Origin of the sequence: Fontimonas sp. SYSU GA230001 (genome assembly GCF_040066175.1) — a bacterium.
In the GTDB taxonomy this organism is placed as follows: Bacteria; Pseudomonadota; Gammaproteobacteria; order Nevskiales; family Nevskiaceae; genus Solimonas.
Map to the genome: position 1 here is coordinate 43,697 of NZ_JBEAAM010000017.1, position 16,684 is coordinate 60,380.

Sequence of the window (16,684 nt, forward strand, 5' to 3'; positions counted from 1 at the left end):
GATCAGCCACGCAGGCGTGCCAGCGTCTCGCGGTAGGGCCGCAGGCCGGCCGCGAGCAGGACGACGGCGGCGACGTTCGAGACCGTGCCGACGATCAGCAGCGACCAGCGCAGCGCATGGTCGTCACGGAACACGTAGTCGGTGAACAGGGCGACCGCGGTCGGCCCCAGGCCCAGGCCGATCAGATTGACGATGAACAGATAGACCGCCGAGGTCTGGCCGCGCATGCGGTTGGGCACGATCTCCTGGATCGCGGCCGGCGCGGCGCCGAACGGCATGCCCAGCGCGAAGGCCGCCGGCGACATCGCGATCGCCGCCAGCGTGCCGCTCGGCGCGAGCAGGTAGGCCGCGCCGCTGAGCATGCAGATGACCGACGCGCAGATGCCGACGCGCAGCGCGGCGTCGTCCCGTCCGCGCAGCAGCCAGCGATCGGTGAGGCGGCCGCCGAAGACGATGCCGGCCGAGCCGAAGACCATCACGATCAGGCCATAGACGATGCCGACCTGGCCGGCGTCCCAGCCGTGCGTGCGCACGAAGAAGCTGGGGATCCAGGCGCCGGTGCCGTACGAGCAGAACGCCAGCATCGCGAAGCCGAGGTTGTGGCACAGCACCGTGCGCCGGTTGCGCCACAGATAGGCGAAGACTTCGCCGAACGGTGCGACCGTGGCGGCGGCGCCGTGCCGCGGCGGTTCACGCACGAGCAGGAAGGCGAAACTGAACAGCACGCCGGCGCCGCCGAGGATCAGGAACACCAGCTGCCACGGCCGGATCTCGCCGACGACCGGCAGCACGACCGCGCCCTGCGCGGCGGCGAAGCGGATCACCAGGCCGCCGACCAGAAAGGCCAGGCCCGCGCCGAGGAAGATGCCCATCGAATAGACGCTGATCGCGGTGGCGCGCCGCTGCGGCGGAAAGTAGTCGGCGATCATCGAGAACGCGGCGGGCGACAGCGCCGCCTCGCCGACGCCGACGCCGACGCGATACAGGAACAGCTGGCCGTAGTGCTTGGCGGTGCCGCACAGCGCGGTCATCACGCTCCAGACGACGACGCCGGCGGCGATCAGCCCGCGCCGGCTCTTGCTGTCGGCGAGCCGGCCGAGCGGGATGCCGAGGATCGTGTAGAAGATCGCGAACGAAAAGCCCATCAGTAGGCTCATCTGCGTGTCGCTGATGCCCAGGTCGCGGCGGATCGGTCCCACCAGCAGATTGAGGATCTGCCGGTCCACGAACGAGAACACGTAGGCGATCATCAGGATCGCGACGACGAACCACGCGTAGGCCTCGCCGCCGGGCGCGGCCGGCGTCTGCGGCTTGTTCATTGACTCTCCCCCGAATGTCGCGGCCGTGGCCGCGATCTTCACCGCCTGCTACAGCTTCAGCACCAGCTTGCCGATGTTCTCGCCCTTGAACAACTTCAGCAGCGTTTCCGGGAACGTCTCCAGACCCTCGGCGATGTCCTCGCGCGTCTTCAGCCTGCCGGACGCGAGCCAGCCGGCCATCTCGCGCGCGGCCTCGCCGTAGCGGTCGGCCCAGTCGAACACGACCATGCCCTTCATGCTGGCGCGGTGGACCAGCAGCGACAGGTAGTTGCTCGGGCCCTTCACCGGCGCGGTGTTGTTGTACTGCGAGATCGCCCCGCAGATGACGATGCGCGCGTGCATCGCCAGCTGCGTCAGCACGGCGTCGAGGATGTCGCCGCCGACGTTGTCGAAATACACATCGACGCCCTGCGGACAATGAGTCTTCAGCGCCTTCTTCACGTCTTCGGCCTTGTAGTCGATGCAGGCATCGAAGCCGAGCGCATCGACGACGTAGCGGCACTTGTCGGCACCGCCGGCGATGCCGACGGCGCGGCAGCCCTTGATCTTCGCGATCTGGCCGACCACCTGGCCGACTGCACCGGCCGCGCCGGAGACGACGACGGTCTCGCCGGGTTTGGGCTGGCCGACTTCGAGCAGGCCGAAGTACGCGGTCATGCCGGGCATGCCCAGCGTGCCCAGGTACACCGGCAGCGGCGCGAGCTCGGGATCGACCGGGGTCACGCCCTTGCCGTTGGAGATCGCGTAGTCCTGCACGCCGAACAGGCCGACGACGTGTTGACCGACGGCGAACTGTGGATGCTTCGATGCGACGATCCTGCCGACCGCGCCGGCGCGCATCACCTCGCCCAGACCCACCGGCGGCACGTAGGACTTGCCCTCGTTCATCCAGCCGCGCATCGCCGGATCGAGCGAGAGGTATTCGTTCTTCACCAGGAACTGGCCCTCGCCCGGCTCCGGCACCGGCGTTTCGACGAACTCGAAGTCGGCGCGCTGCACCATGCCCTGCGGACGGCGGGCGAGCTTGAATTGGCGGTTTTTATTCATGAGCGCGACACGCGGCTGCTGCTGACGTAGGCCTGCACCGCTTCCTTGGACACGTACTTGCCCAGTTCCATCTTGCCGATGGCATTGCGATGCACTTCGTCGGGGCCGTCGGCCAGCCGCAGCGTGCGTGCCTGTGCGTAGGCATAGGACAGGCCGAAGTCGTCGGTGACGCCGCCGCCGCCATGCGCCTGGATCGCCCAGTCGATGACCTGGCAGGCCATGTTCGGCGCCGCGACCTTGATCATCGCGATCTCCTTGGCCGCGACCTTGTTGCCGACGGTGTCCATCATGTACGCGGCCTTGAGGGTGAGCAGGCGCGCCGAGTCGATGAGGATGCGCGACTCGGCGATGCGCTCCAGCGTCACCGTCTGCGCCGCGACCGGCTTGCCGAAGGCCACGCGCGTGAGCGTGCGCTTGCACATCTTCTCCAGTGCGCGCTCGGCCAGACCGATCAGGCGCATGCAGTGATGGATGCGACCGGGGCCCAGGCGCCCCTGCGCGATCTCGAAGCCGCGGCCTTCGCCGAGCAGCATGTTCGAAGCGGGGACGCGCACGTTTTCGAGAACGACCTCGGCGTGACCGTGCGGCGCGTCGTCGTAACCGAACACCGGCAGATGGCGCAGGATCTTCACGCCGGGCGTGTCGCGCGGCACCAGGATCATCGACTGCTGCTGGTGCCGGCTGGGATTGTCCGGGTCGGACTTGCCCATCACGATGAAGATCTTGCAGCGCGGGTCGTTGGCGCCGGAGGTCCACCACTTGCGGCCATTGATGACGTATTCGTCGCCGTCGCGCTCGATGCGGCAGGCGATGTTGGTCGCGTCGCTCGATGCGACCTCCGGTTCGGTCATCGCGAACGCCGAGCGGATCTGGCCATCGAGCAGCGGCTTGAGCCAGCGTTCCTTCTGTTCCGGCGTGCCATAGCGCACCAGCACCTCCATGTTGCCGGTGTCGGGCGCGGAGCAGTTGAACACCTCGGGCGCCCACAGCACGCGGCCCATGATCTCGCACAGCGGCGCGTACTCCAGATTGGTCAGGCCGGCGCCGTACTCCGATTCGGGCAGGAACAGGTTCCACAGTCCCGCGGCCTTCGCCTTCGCCTTCATCTCCTCGATGATCCGCGTCGGCTGCCAGCGGTCGCCTTCGGCGACTTCCTGCAGGAAGCGCTGTTCGTTGGGATAGATGTGCTCGTCCATGAAGGCGTTGAGACGCTTCATCAGGTCGAGGGTCTTCGGCGAGTATTCGAAGCTCATCGGTAACTCCGTGTGTTCAGCGGCGGCCCAGGATCTTCTCGACCTGGGCCCATGCGAGATCGGCCAGCGGCCGCGCCGCCGCGCCCATCTGCGCGGCCTGGGCACTGGCCGCGGTGCCGTCCTTCACGCGCCCGGCGATGCCCTGCAGGATCGCCGCGAGCCGGAACAGGTTGTAGGCCATGTAGAAATCCCAGTGATCGGGATCGATGCCGCTGCGCCCGGTGCGCGCGCAGTACATGCGCACGTACTCCGCTTCCGTGGGGATGCCGAGCTCGGCGAGCCTGACGCCGCCCAGGCCGCGGAACACGCCGGCAGGGATGTGCCAGGTCATGCAGTGGTAGGCGAAGTCGGCGAGCGGGTGGCCCAGCGTGGACAGCTCCCAGTCCAGCACCGCGAGCACGCGCGGCTCGGTCGGGTGGAAGATCATGTTGTCGAGGCGATAGTCGCCATGGACGATGCTGGTGTCCTCGCCCGGCGGGATGTGCTCGGGCAGCCAGGCGATCAGGCGATCCATCGCGTCGATGCGCTCGGTCTCGGAGGCGCGGTACTGCTTGGTCCAGCGGCCGATCTGGCGCGCGAAGTAGTTGCCCGGCTTGCCGTAGTCGGCGAGTCCGATCTTCGCGTAATCGACCCGGTGCAGCGCGGCGATCACGCGGTTCATCTCGTCGAACATCGCGCGCCGCACGTCGGGCGTGTAGCCCGGCAGCGCCGGATCCCAGAGGATGCGGCCCTCGACGTGCTCCATGATGTAGAAGGCGGTGCCGATGACACCGTCGTCCTCGCACAGGCAGTAGGTCTTGGCGACCGGCACGTCGGTTGCGGCCAGTGCGGTGATGACCGCGTACTCGCGATCGACCGCGTGCGCCGACGCCAGCAGCTTGCCGGGCGGCTTGCGCCGCAGCACGTAGGACGTGCCGCCGGCCGTCAGCTTGTAGGTCGGGTTCGACTGGCCGCCCTTGAACTGCTCGACGCTCAGCTCGCCGGAGAAGCCGGCGACGTGCTGCTGCATGTAGCGTTGCAGCGCCGCGACGTCGAAGCGATGGCGTTCCTGGACTGGAATGGTCGCACTCATCTCAGGACCCCTGCGGCGTGACGACGAGCTTGCCCGACACCTTGCGGTCCATCAGCTGGCGGATCGCCTCACCGCCGCGCTCGAGCGGGAAGGTGCCGGCGATGTGCGGTTTGAGCCTGCCTTCCTTGAGCCAGCCGAGCAGCGCACGCAGGTCCATCAGGTTGTTCATCGGCTCGCGCCGGGCGTAGTCGCCCCAGAACACGCCGACGAGCGAGGCGCCCTTGAGCAGCGGCAGGTTCAGCGGCAGCTTCGGGATCTCGCCGTTGGCGAACCCGATGACGAGATGCCGCCCACGCCAGGCGATCGAGCGGAACGCGGCCTCGCTGTAGTCGCCGCCGACCGGGTCATAGACCACGTCCACGCCCTTGCCGCCGGTGATCTCCTTGAGCCGCGCCTTCAGGTCCTCGGTCGTGTAATCGAGCGTCTCGTCGGCGCCGTGGTCCTTGCACACCGCGAGCTTCTCCGCGCTCGACGCCGCGGCGATGACCTTGGCGCCCAGCGCCTTGCCGATCTCGATCGCGGCCAGCCCGACGCCGCCGGAGGCGCCGAGCACCAGCAGCGTCTCGCCGGCCTTGAGCGCGGCGCGGTCCTTGAGCGCGTGGTACGAGGTCGCGTAGGTCATCACGAACGACGCCGCGGTGACGAAGTCCAGTTCCGCCGGCATCGGGATCAGCGCACGCGCGTCGGCGAGCACTGCTTCCGCGAACGCGCCCCAGCCGGTGAAGCAGATCACTTTGTCGCCGGGCTTGACGTTCTTCACCTTGGCGCCGACCGCGGCGACGACGCCCGAACATTCGCCGCCGGGCGAGAACGGCAGTTCCGGCTTGAACTGGTACTTGTTCTGGATGATCAGCGTGTCCGGGAAGTTCACGCCGGCGGCGTGCACGCGCACCAGCGCCTGGTTCTCGTTGGGCACGAGGTCGGGCACGTTCTCGACGACGAGCGTCTCGGGCGGGCCGAAGGTCTTGCAGAGCAGGGCTTTCATTTGAGCGGTCCTTGGCGGCTTTCGTCATGCCCGCGCAGGCGGGCATCCAGTGTTCGGGTTGTCCCGTGGATTCCCGCCTTCGCGGGAATGACGAACTATGGTCATGGCATCGGGTTGGTCGGTGCGCGCTCGTCGAGGATGTCGCGCATGCGCGCCTCGATCGCGGGTTTGATGTTGGGGTGGGTCAGGATGTAGAAGCGGTCGGCCTTGACCGCGTCCATCGTGATCCGCGCGACCTCGGCGGCGCTGATCTTCCCCGAGCGCACCGCCTTGCGCACGCGCGCCTCGTAGGCCTCGGCGAGCGGATTCGCGGCCGACAGTTCCGGTGGACGGTGGCGGCCGGAGTCGGCGATGCCGGTGTTGACGAAGGCCGGGCACAGCACCGAGACGTGGATTCTGGCGCCGGCAGCGCGCAGCTCGTGGTGCAGGCACTCGGACAGCGTGACGACGCCGTGCTTGCTGACGCAGTACACGCTGGACGCCGGCACCGACAGCAGGCCGGCGACCGAGGCGGTGTTGACGACGTGGCATTCGTCCTGCTGCGCGAGCATGCGCGGCACGAACGCCTGCACGCCGTGCACGACGCCCATCAGGTTCACGCCCAGCACCCAGCGCCACTCGTCGGTGGTGGTCGTCCACGTCGGACCGGCGACGGCGACGCCGGCGTTGTTGAACAGCAGGTGCGCGGCGCCGTACTGCGCGTAGGTCCGCTCGGCCAGCGCCTGCACCGAGTCGGCCTGGGACACGTCGCAGCGCTGCAGCAGCGCTGCGGTGCCGGCGGGCAGCAGCGCCTGCGTGCCTTCGAGGCCGGCCGCGTCGATGTCCGCCAGCACCAGGCGCATGTTCTCGGCGGCGCACAGCAGCGCCAGCTCGCGGCCGAAGCCGCTGCCGGCGCCGGTGATGACGGCGACTTTGTCCTTGAGATCCTTCATCCTCCTGCGCTCCCGCACTTACGCCGTCAGGTAACCGCCATCGACGTTCAGACAGACGCCGGTGGTGTAGCTCGCCGCCGGCGAGACGAGGTACAGCACCGCGCCGGCCATTTCGTCGGGATGCGCGACGCGCGCCATCGGCACCTTGCCACCCATGAGCTTCATCATCTGCGGGTTGTTGACCAGCGCGGACGCAAACTTGGTGTCGGTGATGCCGGGCAGCAGCGCGTTGACGCGCACGCCGTCCGGTGCCCATTCCTTGGCGCAGGCCTGCGTCAGCGAGATCACCGCCGCCTTGGTGATCGAGTAGATGCCCTGGAAGGGACCCGGAATCACGCCGTTGACCGAGGCGGTGTTGACGATGCTGCCGCCACCGCCGCGCTTCATCAGCTTGTAGCCCTGCGTGGACATGAAGAAATAGCCGCGGATGTTGACGTCCACGGTCTTCTGGAACGCGCCGAGATCGGTGTCGGCGATCGGGCCGAAGTAGGGATTGGCCGCGGCGTTGTTGACCAGGATGTCGAGACGCCCGTGCGTCTTCTCGACGTGTGCGTACACCGCGTCGATCTGCGCCATCTCGCCGATGTGGCAGGCAAACGCCTCGGCCTTGCCGCCGGCGGCGCGGATCTCGGACGCGACGCGCTCGCAGCCGTCGATCCTGCGGCTGGAGACGATGACCTGCGCACCGTAGGCGGCCAGCGTCCTGGCAATCGATTCGCCGATGCCGCGGCTGGCGCCGGTGACGAGCGCCAGCTTGCCGCTGAGGTCGAACATCGCCTTGGGCGGCGGGGTGGGGTTGGCGGTCGTCATCGGGCGCTCCGGGCTCCTGGAAGTTGCGCCAGCCTAGGCGCCAGCCTAGGATCGGTCCAATGAATAATGTGAATCACAAAAAATAATATTCATGCATTCATGGCCATGCAGCTGAACCGCATCGACCTGAACCTGCTGGTCGTGCTCGACGCGATCTTCAGCGAGGGCGGCATCACCCGGGCCGGCGAGAAGCTGCACCTGACGCAGCCGGCGATCAGCCACGCGCTCGGCCGTTTGCGCGAGCTGTTCGGCGATCCGCTGTTCGTGCGCGAGGGCCGGCGCATGGTGCCGACGCCGCTGGCGCGCAGCCTGACGCAGCCGGTGCGGCGCGCGCTGCACAGCCTCGAAGTCGCGCTCAACGAGGTGCAGCAGTTCGATGCGGCGACGACCCAGCGGCATTTCAACATCGCCGTGCGCGACGTGCTCGAAGCGATGGTGCTGCCGCCGCTGATGGTCGAGGTCGCGCGCGACGCGCCGTCGGTGGACATCAGCGCGATCCGCGCCGACCGCCGCACGCTGGAGTCGGAGCTGGCGTCCGGCGGCCTCGATGCCGCGCTCGACGTGCTGCTGCCGGTATCGGAGGACGTGCGCCACCAGCGCATCTCGATGGACCGGCTCGTCGTCGTCGCGCGCCGCAACCATCCGGCGACGAGGAAGGCGTTCGATCTCGCCGCCTACCTGCGCGCACACCACGTGCTGGTCAGTTCCCGGCGCAGCGGGCCGGGGCTGGAGGACGTCGAACTCAACCGCCAGGGACTGCGGCGGCGCATCCGCCTGCGCTGCCAGCACTACTTCGCGGCGTGCCGCGTGGTCAGCGAGACCGACCTGCTGCTGACCATGCCGGAGCGCTATGCGCGCATTGCCAACAAGCAGTTCGGCAACCGCATCCTGTCATTCCCGATGCAGATGCCGTCGATGGATGCCTATCTGTACTGGCACGCCAGCGTGGACAACGACCCGGCCAACCGCTGGCTGCGCGAACGGCTCATCGCGACGACGGAATCCGCTGCCGGACGCGGCTGAGGCCGAGCAGGCTCAGCGCCAGCAGCGCGGCATGGCCCAGCGCGCCGCCGCCACCGCCGCCGCTGCCGGAGTCGCCATCGCCGACGAGCACCTGCGTGCGGTCGGCGCCGCCGGAATCGGTGTCGTCGCGGCCCTGCTCGTCCTCGTAGCCGCTCCAGCCGGCGGCCCAGTCGAGCACGGTGGCCGGATCGGCATCGAGTGCCTGGCCGGACAGGTCCTGCACGTCCACGCGCAGGTTCGCGCGGCGTGCGTCGGCCAGCGGCAGGCTGGCCGGGAGGCGGAAGTCGAGCGCATACGCGTCGTCGGCATAGCGCAGACGGCCATCCGGCGCGCCGTCGCCGCCTTCGAGCCAGCCGTCGGCGGTCGTCTGCAGATCGAACCGGAACGCGGCGCCCGTGCGATCGAGACCCTCGACGGCGATGGCCGGCGCCAGCGGCGCGTTCTGGCCACGGTACTGCGTGACCGCGCCGGCGGCGTCGCGGACGCGCATCGGCTTGTCGAAGCCCAGCCACAGCCGGTAATCGACTTCGGCCTGCAGGGCCTCGCGTGTATCCACCTGCAGGCGCCGGGCGGCGCCGCTGCGCTGCCAGCGCGCCGCATAGACGATGCGGCCGTCGTCCGCGCGGCGGATCTGCGCGGACAGCAGCACCGGCGGCCCGGCGATGCGGTACAGGCCCAGGCCGTAGGCGTCGGCCAGTTCGGCACGCACGCGCGCGATCTGCGCATCCGGCAGGATGAAGCCGTCGTGGTGATAGCCGTAGCCGCCGTAGCCCTCGCGCGCGCTGTCGCTCTGCGGCTCGATTTCCAGCGTGTAGGACGGAATCTGCAGGCCGAAGCCGAAATACTCGTCGGTGCTGCCGATGCCGTAGTCCGGCGGCGACGGATCGTAGGGATAGCGGCCGGCGTCGCCGGTGGTCGCCGCACTCATGCGTTCGGCGAGCCGGCGCGCGAGCGTGTCGCGGCGGCGCACGCCGGTATCGACGCCGAAGAACACGCGCGAGAACGAGTGCGTGTCCGCATAGAAGCGCAGACGGGCGCGCGGCGCGAGATCCGCCGCGGCGTACAGCGCCTGCGTCTCCGGTTCGGAGCCGCCGAAGGCGCCGTGATACAGCAGTGATCCGACGTCGTCGCTGTTCTGGTTGCCGGAATCGAAGAAGCGCGAATCGCTGTTGCGGTTGAGGTCCACGCCGTTCATGCAGCCGGAGTGCACGGCGGGGCAGAGGTTCTCGTCCACGTCGCGCAGGTTCTTGCGGCGCATGCGGCCGTCGCGCGGGTAGTTGCGGTATTCGGCCGGCACGCCGGCCGGAATGGCATCCCCGGCATACTCGGTCTGCAGGGTCTGCGTCGGATGGCGCTGCGTGTGCAGGAAGCCATCGACGTTGAGCACCGGAATCACCACCAGGCTGAGGTTGTCGAGCAGGTAGCGGTAGAAACCGCCGTCGCCACGGCGCTGGGCGAAGCGCTCGACCAGACCGGCGACGACTTCCGGGCTGGCCCACTCACGCGCATGGATGCCGCCGTTGATCAGTGCCGCGGGCTCGGCGAAACCTTCGGTCGTGGTCGTGTCCGCGTCGCCGATGCGGTAGGCGTGGATCGGACGGTCGCCGACCGTCCTGCCGATCTCGACCTCGGTGATGTCCGTGCTGTCGGTATCGAGTGCGGCCAGGCGCGCGCGCAACGCGGCGTAGCTGCGAAAACCATCGACCGGCGTCAGCGAGTCCACCGGCATCGGCACCGGGTAGCCGAGCGGAATCTCGTTGGTCTCGCGGCTGGTTTCGGTGAAGGTCAGCAGTTGCGCCTGGGCGGCAAGCGCGGCGGGCGCGACCAGCATGGCCAGCAGGCGGCTCAGCGCAGCCATGTGCGCACCTCTGCGCGCAGCGCTGCGGGCCGCGCGTCGTCGGCGACGAATGCGCGCAGCGCGGCGCGGGCGGCCGGATCGTCGCTCAGGCGCAGCGCGAGCACGGCGTGACGCAGGCGCGGACCGTCGTCCTCGATCATCACGAGGCGCGACAGCGCGCTCAGCGCGACCGCGTCCTCCGCGCGCGCCAGCGCCGCCGCGCTCGATGCGCCATCGGCATCGCCGAGCGTGTCGAGCAGATGCGTCCGCGCCGCCGGCTCCAGAACAACGAGCCGGCCCAGTGCGAGCCGCGCCGCCGAGCGGTAGCCGGCATCCAGCCGCGCGTCGGTCAGCACGGCCACGGCCGCTGCGGGCGCCAGCACCGCGTCGATGCCGGCGACCAGGCGCAGCCCTTCCGGGTCGGCGCGCTGTCGCAGCAGGTGCAGCGCCAGCTGCGGGTCCGCGCTGCGCTCGAACAGTGTGCGCTGCAGGCGCGGATCGGCGATGTCCGCGGCACGCAGCAGCGCCAGCTCGCGCGCATCGGCGCGCGCGGCGACGGCGGCCAGCGCTGCGGGCGCCGTGCCGCGCAGTGCGTCCACATCGGCGCGCGCCAGCGCGGCGCGCACCCGGGCCTCGTCGCGCGTCTGGTTCCAGCGCTGCAGCGTCGCCCGCGCCGCGCCGGCGACGGCGAAGGCCGGCATCTGGCGCGTGCGCTGCTCGGGATCGACCGGATCGGTCCAGGTCTGTGGCGCGTGGTCGAGCAGACCGGCGACGGCGGCGCGGGTCGCGTCGGCGGGCGCGGTGACTTCGCGCAGACGTTCGAGCAGGCGCAGCAGCCGCGCCTCGCTGGGCAGCGGCTCGACGACGCTCCGGGACTGCGCGTGCAGCAGTGCGCCGACCAGCGCCGCTTCGTCGGCGTAGGCCTTGGCCTCGATCGCGGCCGTCGCGGCCGCCGCTTCGACCTGCGCGCGCGGCACGTAGCCGGCCTGCGCGCCGCAGACGCACAGCGCGAGCGCCAGCGCGGTCGCAGCGCGCTTGAACATCAAGGCTCCAGCCGCTCGATGCGCCAGCCGCTGCCGTCGCGCGTGTACTGCAGGCGGTCGTGCAGGCGGCCGAGCCGACCCTGCCAGAACTCGACGACGCGCGGCTCGACGCGGTAGCCGCCCCAGGTCTCCGGGAACGGAATCTCCTCACCGGCGTAGCGCGCGACGTTGTCGTCGTAGCGTCGGTCCAGCGCCTCGCGGCTGGCGACGACCTCGCTCTGGCGCGAGGTGATCGCGCCGATCTGCGATTCGCGCGGCCGCAGGTAGAAGTACTGGCGCGAGATCTCGCGCGGCAGCCGTTCGATGCGGCCCTCGATGCGCACCTGACGCTCCAGCTTGTCCCACCAGAACACCAGTGCCACGTGCGGGTTCTGCGCCAGCTCGCGACCCTTGCGGCCGACGTAGCTGGTGTAGAACGTCAGGCCGCCGTCGTGGAAGCCCTTGAACAGGACGATGCGCGCCGACGGCCGGTTGTGCGCATCGACGGTCGCCAGCGTCATCGCCGTCGGCTCGTGCAGGCCGGCGCTCTCGGCATCGCCGAGCCAGCGGTCGAGCTGCGTCAGCGGGTCGGCGGCGAGATCGGCTTCGAGCAGGGGCGGGTTCTTGATGTACTGGGGCATGGCAGGACGGCGGCGACTTGGTCCAAACTCCGGGCCTGCATTCTCGCGCCGCCGCTGCGCCTTGTCGAAACGACCCTCATCGAGCCAACGACCATGACCCGCTTCAAAGCGCTCCGCGTCCACGCCCAGGACAAGTCCACCGTCGCCCGCTTCGAGCAGCTCGGCCTCGACGACCTGTCGCCCGGCGACGTCGTCGTGCGCGTCGCCTGGACCGGCATCAACTACAAGGACGCGCTGGCCGTCACCGGCAAGGGCCGCATCCTCAAGGGCTATCCGAAGGTGCCGGGCATCGACCTCGCCGGCACGGTCGAGTCCAGCGCCGATGCGCGCTACAAGCCAGGCGACCCGGTGCTCGTCACCGGCTGCAACATCGGCGAGGCGCTCGACGGCGGCTACGCCGAAGTCGCGCGCCTGCCGGCGAGCATCCTCGTGCCGCTGCCGCATAACCTCAGTCTGCGCGAGGCGATGGCGATCGGCACCGCCGGCTTCACCGCCGCGCTGGCGCTGCGCCGCATGCTCGAAAATCACCAGAGCCCCGACATGGGACCGATCGCCATCACCGGCCCGACCGGCGGCGTCGGTTCGATCGCCATCGACCTGTTCAAGCGCGCCGGCTTCACCGTGCACGCGATCACCGGCAAGGCCGGCGCGGCCGACGCCTACCTCAAGGCGCTGGGCGCGGACCAGATCGTCGCGCGCCAGTCGCTGGAGATGGGCAAGCGCCCGCTCGAATCGGCGCTGTGGGGCGGCGCGGTCGATAATCTCGGCGGCGAGACGCTGGCCTGGCTGACGCGCACGACGCGGCCGTGGGGCAACATCGCCAGCATCGGCCTGGCGCAGTCGCACGAGCTGCAGACCACGGTGATGCCCTTCATCCTGCGCGGCGTGTCGCTGCTGGGCATCCACTCGGTCGAATGCCCGCGGCCGTGGCGCGAGGAACTCTGGGCCCGGCTGTCCGGCGAGTGGAAGCCGCGCATGCTCGACCGGCTGGTGACGCGCGAGATCACGCTCGAAGATCTGCCCGCCGCCTGCGAGGACCTCATCGCCGGCACGGTGCAGGGCCGCACGCTGGTGCGCGTCGCCGGCGGCTGAGCCGTCAGGCGGCGCTGCGCAGCAGCGTCACGGCGGTGTAGGCGAGCGTCAGGGCGGCGACGACGACCAGTCCCGCGACATCGGCCGGATGCAGCGTTCCGGCGCGGTCGCCGGGCTGTGCCGTGGCCAGCGCCCGCTCACGCAGGATCAGGAACACCGGCACGGTGACGCTGATCGCGACGAGGCTGCCGAACAGCAGGTACAGCCAGACGCCGCGCATGCGCAGCCGGCGCGCCTCCAGCACCATCCACACGAACACCGCCAGCACCAGGAAGAACAGGTCCGCGGTGATCGAGCGGCTCGCCGGATTCGCCAGCGTATCCGACCAGAACGCGCGGTTGGCCTCGACGAAACTGCCGCCGAGATAGGCGAGGTTGTTGCCCCAGGTGCCGACCAGCGCCAGCAGCGCGATCAGACCGTAGGCCACGCACAGCGCTTTGCGCGAAACAGTCACTTTTCTTTCCCCCGAATTCAACGCGTGGCATTGCTTATGCCACATCAGGAGGCGCGCCGCCTGCCGGTGCAAGCCGGCCTGTGTCAATCATCGATTGCCGCCAGTTCAGGACGCAGATTGCCGGCTGGTTCGAGCGACAGATTGATCACCATTTGCACGAATGCCTGTACCTGCCGGTGCGCAAGCTCGTAGTCGGTGAACTGGCTGGTGACTTCGGGGATGCCGTGGTTGAGCAGATACACCGGCCCGGTGATGTACTGGATATACGGCAGCTGCGCGATGTTGCGGTAGTACTGGCCCTCGCCGAACGGAAAGTCCTGCGGCAGCACCATGCTGCGATCGAACTGGTCGGCGAATCGCGTCGCTTCGGCGAGATAGGCGTCGGTGACGGGGGCGATCAGCACCTGCGGTTCGTTCAAGCCGGTTAGGCCCATCGCGCCGGGCGAATGCTCCAGCCATTCGCGAGCGCCGATGTGTTCGATCTCGATCACGCCGAGCACGGTCGGCAGCAGTTCGGCGAGATGCGCTTCGCAGTAGGCCTTGATACCGGCGCTGCCGGCAAAGTGGCCGCCGGTGAAGACGAAGCGCAGGCCGCGCGGCCGCTGTTCGGCGGGAATCCGCGCGAAATAGTCGATCATCGCCAGCATCGCCACTGGGCCGTTGTCCTCGATGGAATTGGTGCCGTCGGTGTGCGAACTGACGATCAGCTCCAGCGCGCTTTTGCCGGGCAGAACCGCAACCAGGTTGTTGGAGCTGCCGTCGTCCTGCACGGCTTCGACGCGCAGCTGCGCATACAGGGGCGCCGCTGTGGACAGGCGTTCCTTCAGCGCGGCGCCGGTGGCGCGGTCGACATAGACACCGGGGACGGTCGACCAGGATTCGGACGGCATGAAGAACGGGTGGTAGGTGCCGCGCGCCGCCTCTTGCGGATAGTCGAGGACGCCGATCGCGCCAACGGCACCGGCAGCCTGCAGCGCCGACAGGATTTCCGGGACGAACAGCATGTCGAGGAACGGCCGTGCGTACGGCGTGGTCGGGCCCATCGTGCCATCGCGATCGTTGACGTGCACGGCCAGGCTGGTCAGCGCGCCGATCGGCAGCGTCGGGCGGGGAACGTCGAAGAGCACGATCTTTCCGGCGACGTCCTGGCTACCCAGCGCGGCCTGCAGCGTGCCGCCCGTGGTGCCCAGTTCGCCGGTGAGCAGCGCGAGCTGCTGCATGAATTGATCGAGGCCGCCGGCCGGGTCCTGGTTGTTCAGGCTGCTGACGAGAATGGCGCTGGCCGCGACGTTGCTCAGGCCGGCGACGTACACCACCTGCGCCTCGACCGGCGTCGCGCCGGTGACGCCGGCCTGCGGGATGTAGTTGGCGATCGCGACCGGCGACACGGCGTCGCCGTCGCGCGTCGCCAACTCGGCGCCAGCCGGAATCCAGCGCTTGAAGCTGTACGGCTCCAGGGTCACGTCCACGCCCATCGCCCGGATCTGCGCGGCAAGATGGCCGATATAGGCATGTTCGGCGTCGCTGCCGGTGGGCCGCAGGCCGCCGCCGAACTGATCGATCTCGCTTTGCCACTGGCGCAGCGTGTCGACGCCGACCAGCGCTGGCGGCAGCGCACCGTCCGGACCTGCGGGCGGATCAATGCGGTCGCTGCCGCAGCCGGCGATGCCGAGCGCGGTCATCGCCACGGCCGATGCGGAAAGCAGGAAGTGTCGCGGCTGGGTTCTGTACTTCGTCATGAGAATCCGTCCGGAATTGCGGATTGCGCTACGGCGCCGGTGCGATGGCTACCGTCGTCGAATACACCTGCGTGCCGGCGGCGTCGGCTTCGGGCGTGTACTGCTGAAACAGGTTTGCGCTGCCCAGCGGTACGGGGATCTGCAGCTGCCCCAGCGGGTCGGCGCGGATCAGTCGTGAATCCGCGCCGGCTTCATAGTTGCGGTCGATGCAATAGTCCATGCCCGGTTTGTAGAACGCCGGCGTCGTCACGAGAGCGCCGCCCGAACCGCTCAGGGTGAATCCGGCGGCGCTGGCAGCGCTCAATTCGCTGAACTCCAATACCGGGCGGTCGAGCGTGACCCGCCAGCCGAACACGCGGTAGTCCGCGCTGATGCTTCGATAACGGACCTGTGACGGCGCCGGCGCGGGATGGGTGAAGACGTCCATGAAGATCGGCAGGCTCAGTTCCAGGTCGCGGCGCCAGTATGTGTGGGCGTGACCGCCGGGGCCGTAGTCGTCCCACAGGTGTGGATAGCCGAGGGCGTTCAGCGCCAGGTGCATGTTCGTGCTCTCCTCGTGCACGGTCATCTCGACCGGATCCACGGACTGGCTGCCGTTACCCGGCATGCCGTTGCCGGTTCGCAACTGAAGATTCAATCCGGCGAGGTTGGGCGCAAGGTCCACCGGATTGGACCCGCGCCAGCGCACTTCCTCGGATTCGCGAGGTCCCCAGACGGTTTCTGGCGTGACCGCCTGCTGCCCTACCACGTTGCTGTCCACCGCGCCGGAGAATGCCGCGGCAGCGGCGAACAGGTCAGGGTGGCGCGCGGCGTAGCTCATCGCGCCGAAGCCGCCCATCGAGAGGCCGGCGATAGCGCGACCTTCACGCGCTGCGACGGTCCGGTAGTGCGCGTCGATCCAGGGCACGAGCTGGGCGATGTGATAGGTCTCGTACATCGGGATACCGCCGAGGCCGTTGTTGTACCAGTCGCTGTAGAGCCCGACCGGGCCGCCGTCCGGCATCACGACGATAAGGGGCAAGTCGGCCGTGAGCGCTTCCGCATCGAGCCGGTCGACCCAGACCTTGTAGTTGCCGACCGCGCCGTGCAGCAGATACAGCACCGGATAGCGTTGGCTTGAGCCCTCGTACCCGGAGGGCAGCAGCACGCGAACGCGCGGGCTGCCGTAGATGGAGGTGTCCGGGTCGCCGTCGGCGGGCATCGCCGGCGTGCTGAACACAAGTTCCTGCAGGCGCGGACCGAGCTGCAGGGTTTCGACCAGCTCGAGCGGGTTGTCCGCGGGCGGAATGACGTCGGGCGTGTGCGGCCCGGTGTTGGCGCCGTTGCAGCCCGTGCCGCCCAGCAGCGCGGTCAGCGCCCAGGCCGCGGCGTAACGCGCCCGCAACAGCATCGATTTGGGATTGATCATGGCTCCTCCAGATCGGACACCTCATACCTGTCTGGGTATCCGGACCCGGA

General features: G+C 69.1%; 15 protein-coding genes. 2 read left to right on the forward strand and 13 right to left on the reverse strand.

The features are described from left to right. Positions 1 to 2: 2 nt before the first annotated feature. From AAG565_RS10270 to AAG565_RS10300, 7 genes are all read right to left on the reverse strand, one after another. The gene (locus AAG565_RS10270) at positions 3 to 1,319 is read right to left on the reverse strand and encodes an MFS transporter (RefSeq protein WP_348819498.1); all 1,317 of its coding nucleotides are present in this window, start codon (positions 1,317 to 1,319) and stop codon (positions 3 to 5) included. 48 nt (positions 1,320 to 1,367) lie between these two features. Further along, positions 1,368 to 2,366: an NADP-dependent oxidoreductase gene (locus AAG565_RS10275; RefSeq protein WP_348819499.1), complete on the reverse strand. Its 999-nt coding sequence runs from the start codon at positions 2,364 to 2,366 to the stop codon at positions 1,368 to 1,370. Continuing rightward, complete coding sequence (locus AAG565_RS10280; protein ID WP_348819500.1) at positions 2,363 to 3,619, reverse strand: acyl-CoA dehydrogenase; 1,257 nt, start codon at positions 3,617 to 3,619, stop codon at positions 2,363 to 2,365. Before AAG565_RS10280 ends, AAG565_RS10275 begins: the two co-directional genes overlap by 4 nt. Before the next feature lie 16 nt (positions 3,620 to 3,635). After that, positions 3,636 to 4,691, reverse strand: coding sequence for a phosphotransferase (locus tag AAG565_RS10285; protein ID WP_348819501.1), 1,056 nt, complete (start codon positions 4,689 to 4,691; stop codon positions 3,636 to 3,638). Position 4,692: 1 nt separating this feature from the next. Beyond that, on the reverse strand, positions 4,693 to 5,676 hold the full coding sequence (locus tag AAG565_RS10290) for an NADPH:quinone oxidoreductase family protein (RefSeq protein ID WP_348819502.1): 984 nt from the start codon (positions 5,674 to 5,676) through the stop codon (positions 4,693 to 4,695). A 101-nt stretch (positions 5,677 to 5,777) separates the two neighbouring features. After that, entirely contained in the window at positions 5,778 to 6,608 is an 831-nt protein-coding gene (locus AAG565_RS10295) for an SDR family NAD(P)-dependent oxidoreductase (protein ID WP_348819503.1), read from the reverse strand. An 18-nt stretch (positions 6,609 to 6,626) separates the two neighbouring features. After that, entirely contained in the window at positions 6,627 to 7,418 is a 792-nt protein-coding gene (locus AAG565_RS10300; protein WP_348819504.1) for an SDR family oxidoreductase, read from the reverse strand. A 105-nt stretch (positions 7,419 to 7,523) separates the two neighbouring features. Here AAG565_RS10300 and AAG565_RS10305 point away from each other — a divergent pair, with 105 nt between their 5' ends. Then, positions 7,524 to 8,441, forward strand: a complete 918-nt coding sequence (locus AAG565_RS10305) for a LysR family transcriptional regulator (RefSeq protein ID WP_348819532.1) — start codon at positions 7,524 to 7,526, stop codon at positions 8,439 to 8,441. On the opposite strand, the gene AAG565_RS10310 is transcribed toward AAG565_RS10305, so the two are convergent. From AAG565_RS10310 to pdxH, 3 genes are read right to left on the reverse strand one after another with little or no spacing between them, the layout of a single operon-like run. Continuing rightward, positions 8,404 to 10,299, reverse strand: coding sequence for a M14 family metallopeptidase (locus tag AAG565_RS10310; protein WP_348819505.1), 1,896 nt, complete (start codon positions 10,297 to 10,299; stop codon positions 8,404 to 8,406). The genes AAG565_RS10305 and AAG565_RS10310 overlap by 38 nt on opposite strands. Further along, the gene (locus AAG565_RS10315) at positions 10,287 to 11,321 is read right to left on the reverse strand and encodes a hypothetical protein (RefSeq protein WP_348819506.1); all 1,035 of its coding nucleotides are present in this window, start codon (positions 11,319 to 11,321) and stop codon (positions 10,287 to 10,289) included. Before AAG565_RS10315 ends, AAG565_RS10310 begins: the two co-directional genes overlap by 13 nt. Then, positions 11,321 to 11,941 carry a pyridoxamine 5'-phosphate oxidase gene (pdxH, locus tag AAG565_RS10320; protein WP_348819507.1) on the reverse strand — a complete coding sequence of 207 codons (621 nt, stop codon included), beginning with the start codon at positions 11,939 to 11,941 and terminating at the stop codon, positions 11,321 to 11,323. The genes AAG565_RS10315 and pdxH overlap by 1 nt, the downstream gene beginning before the upstream one ends. Before the next feature lie 93 nt (positions 11,942 to 12,034). Between pdxH and AAG565_RS10325 the strand changes: the two genes are divergently transcribed. Further along, complete coding sequence (locus AAG565_RS10325; RefSeq protein WP_348819508.1) at positions 12,035 to 13,033, forward strand: oxidoreductase; 999 nt, start codon at positions 12,035 to 12,037, stop codon at positions 13,031 to 13,033. A 4-nt stretch (positions 13,034 to 13,037) separates the two neighbouring features. Here the strand turns inward: AAG565_RS10325 and AAG565_RS10330 are convergent, their stop codons facing one another. From AAG565_RS10330 to AAG565_RS10340, 3 genes are all read right to left on the reverse strand, one after another. Next, complete coding sequence (locus AAG565_RS10330) at positions 13,038 to 13,487, reverse strand: DUF2834 domain-containing protein (RefSeq protein WP_348819509.1); 450 nt, start codon at positions 13,485 to 13,487, stop codon at positions 13,038 to 13,040. A gap of 83 nt (positions 13,488 to 13,570) precedes the next feature. Then, a complete protein-coding gene (locus tag AAG565_RS10335; protein WP_348819510.1) occupies positions 13,571 to 15,226 on the reverse strand; it encodes a hypothetical protein in 1,656 nt (551 codons plus the stop codon). A 28-nt stretch (positions 15,227 to 15,254) separates the two neighbouring features. Next, complete coding sequence (locus AAG565_RS10340) at positions 15,255 to 16,634, reverse strand: alpha/beta hydrolase family protein (protein WP_348819511.1); 1,380 nt, start codon at positions 16,632 to 16,634, stop codon at positions 15,255 to 15,257. Positions 16,635 to 16,684: the final 50 nt, after the last annotated feature.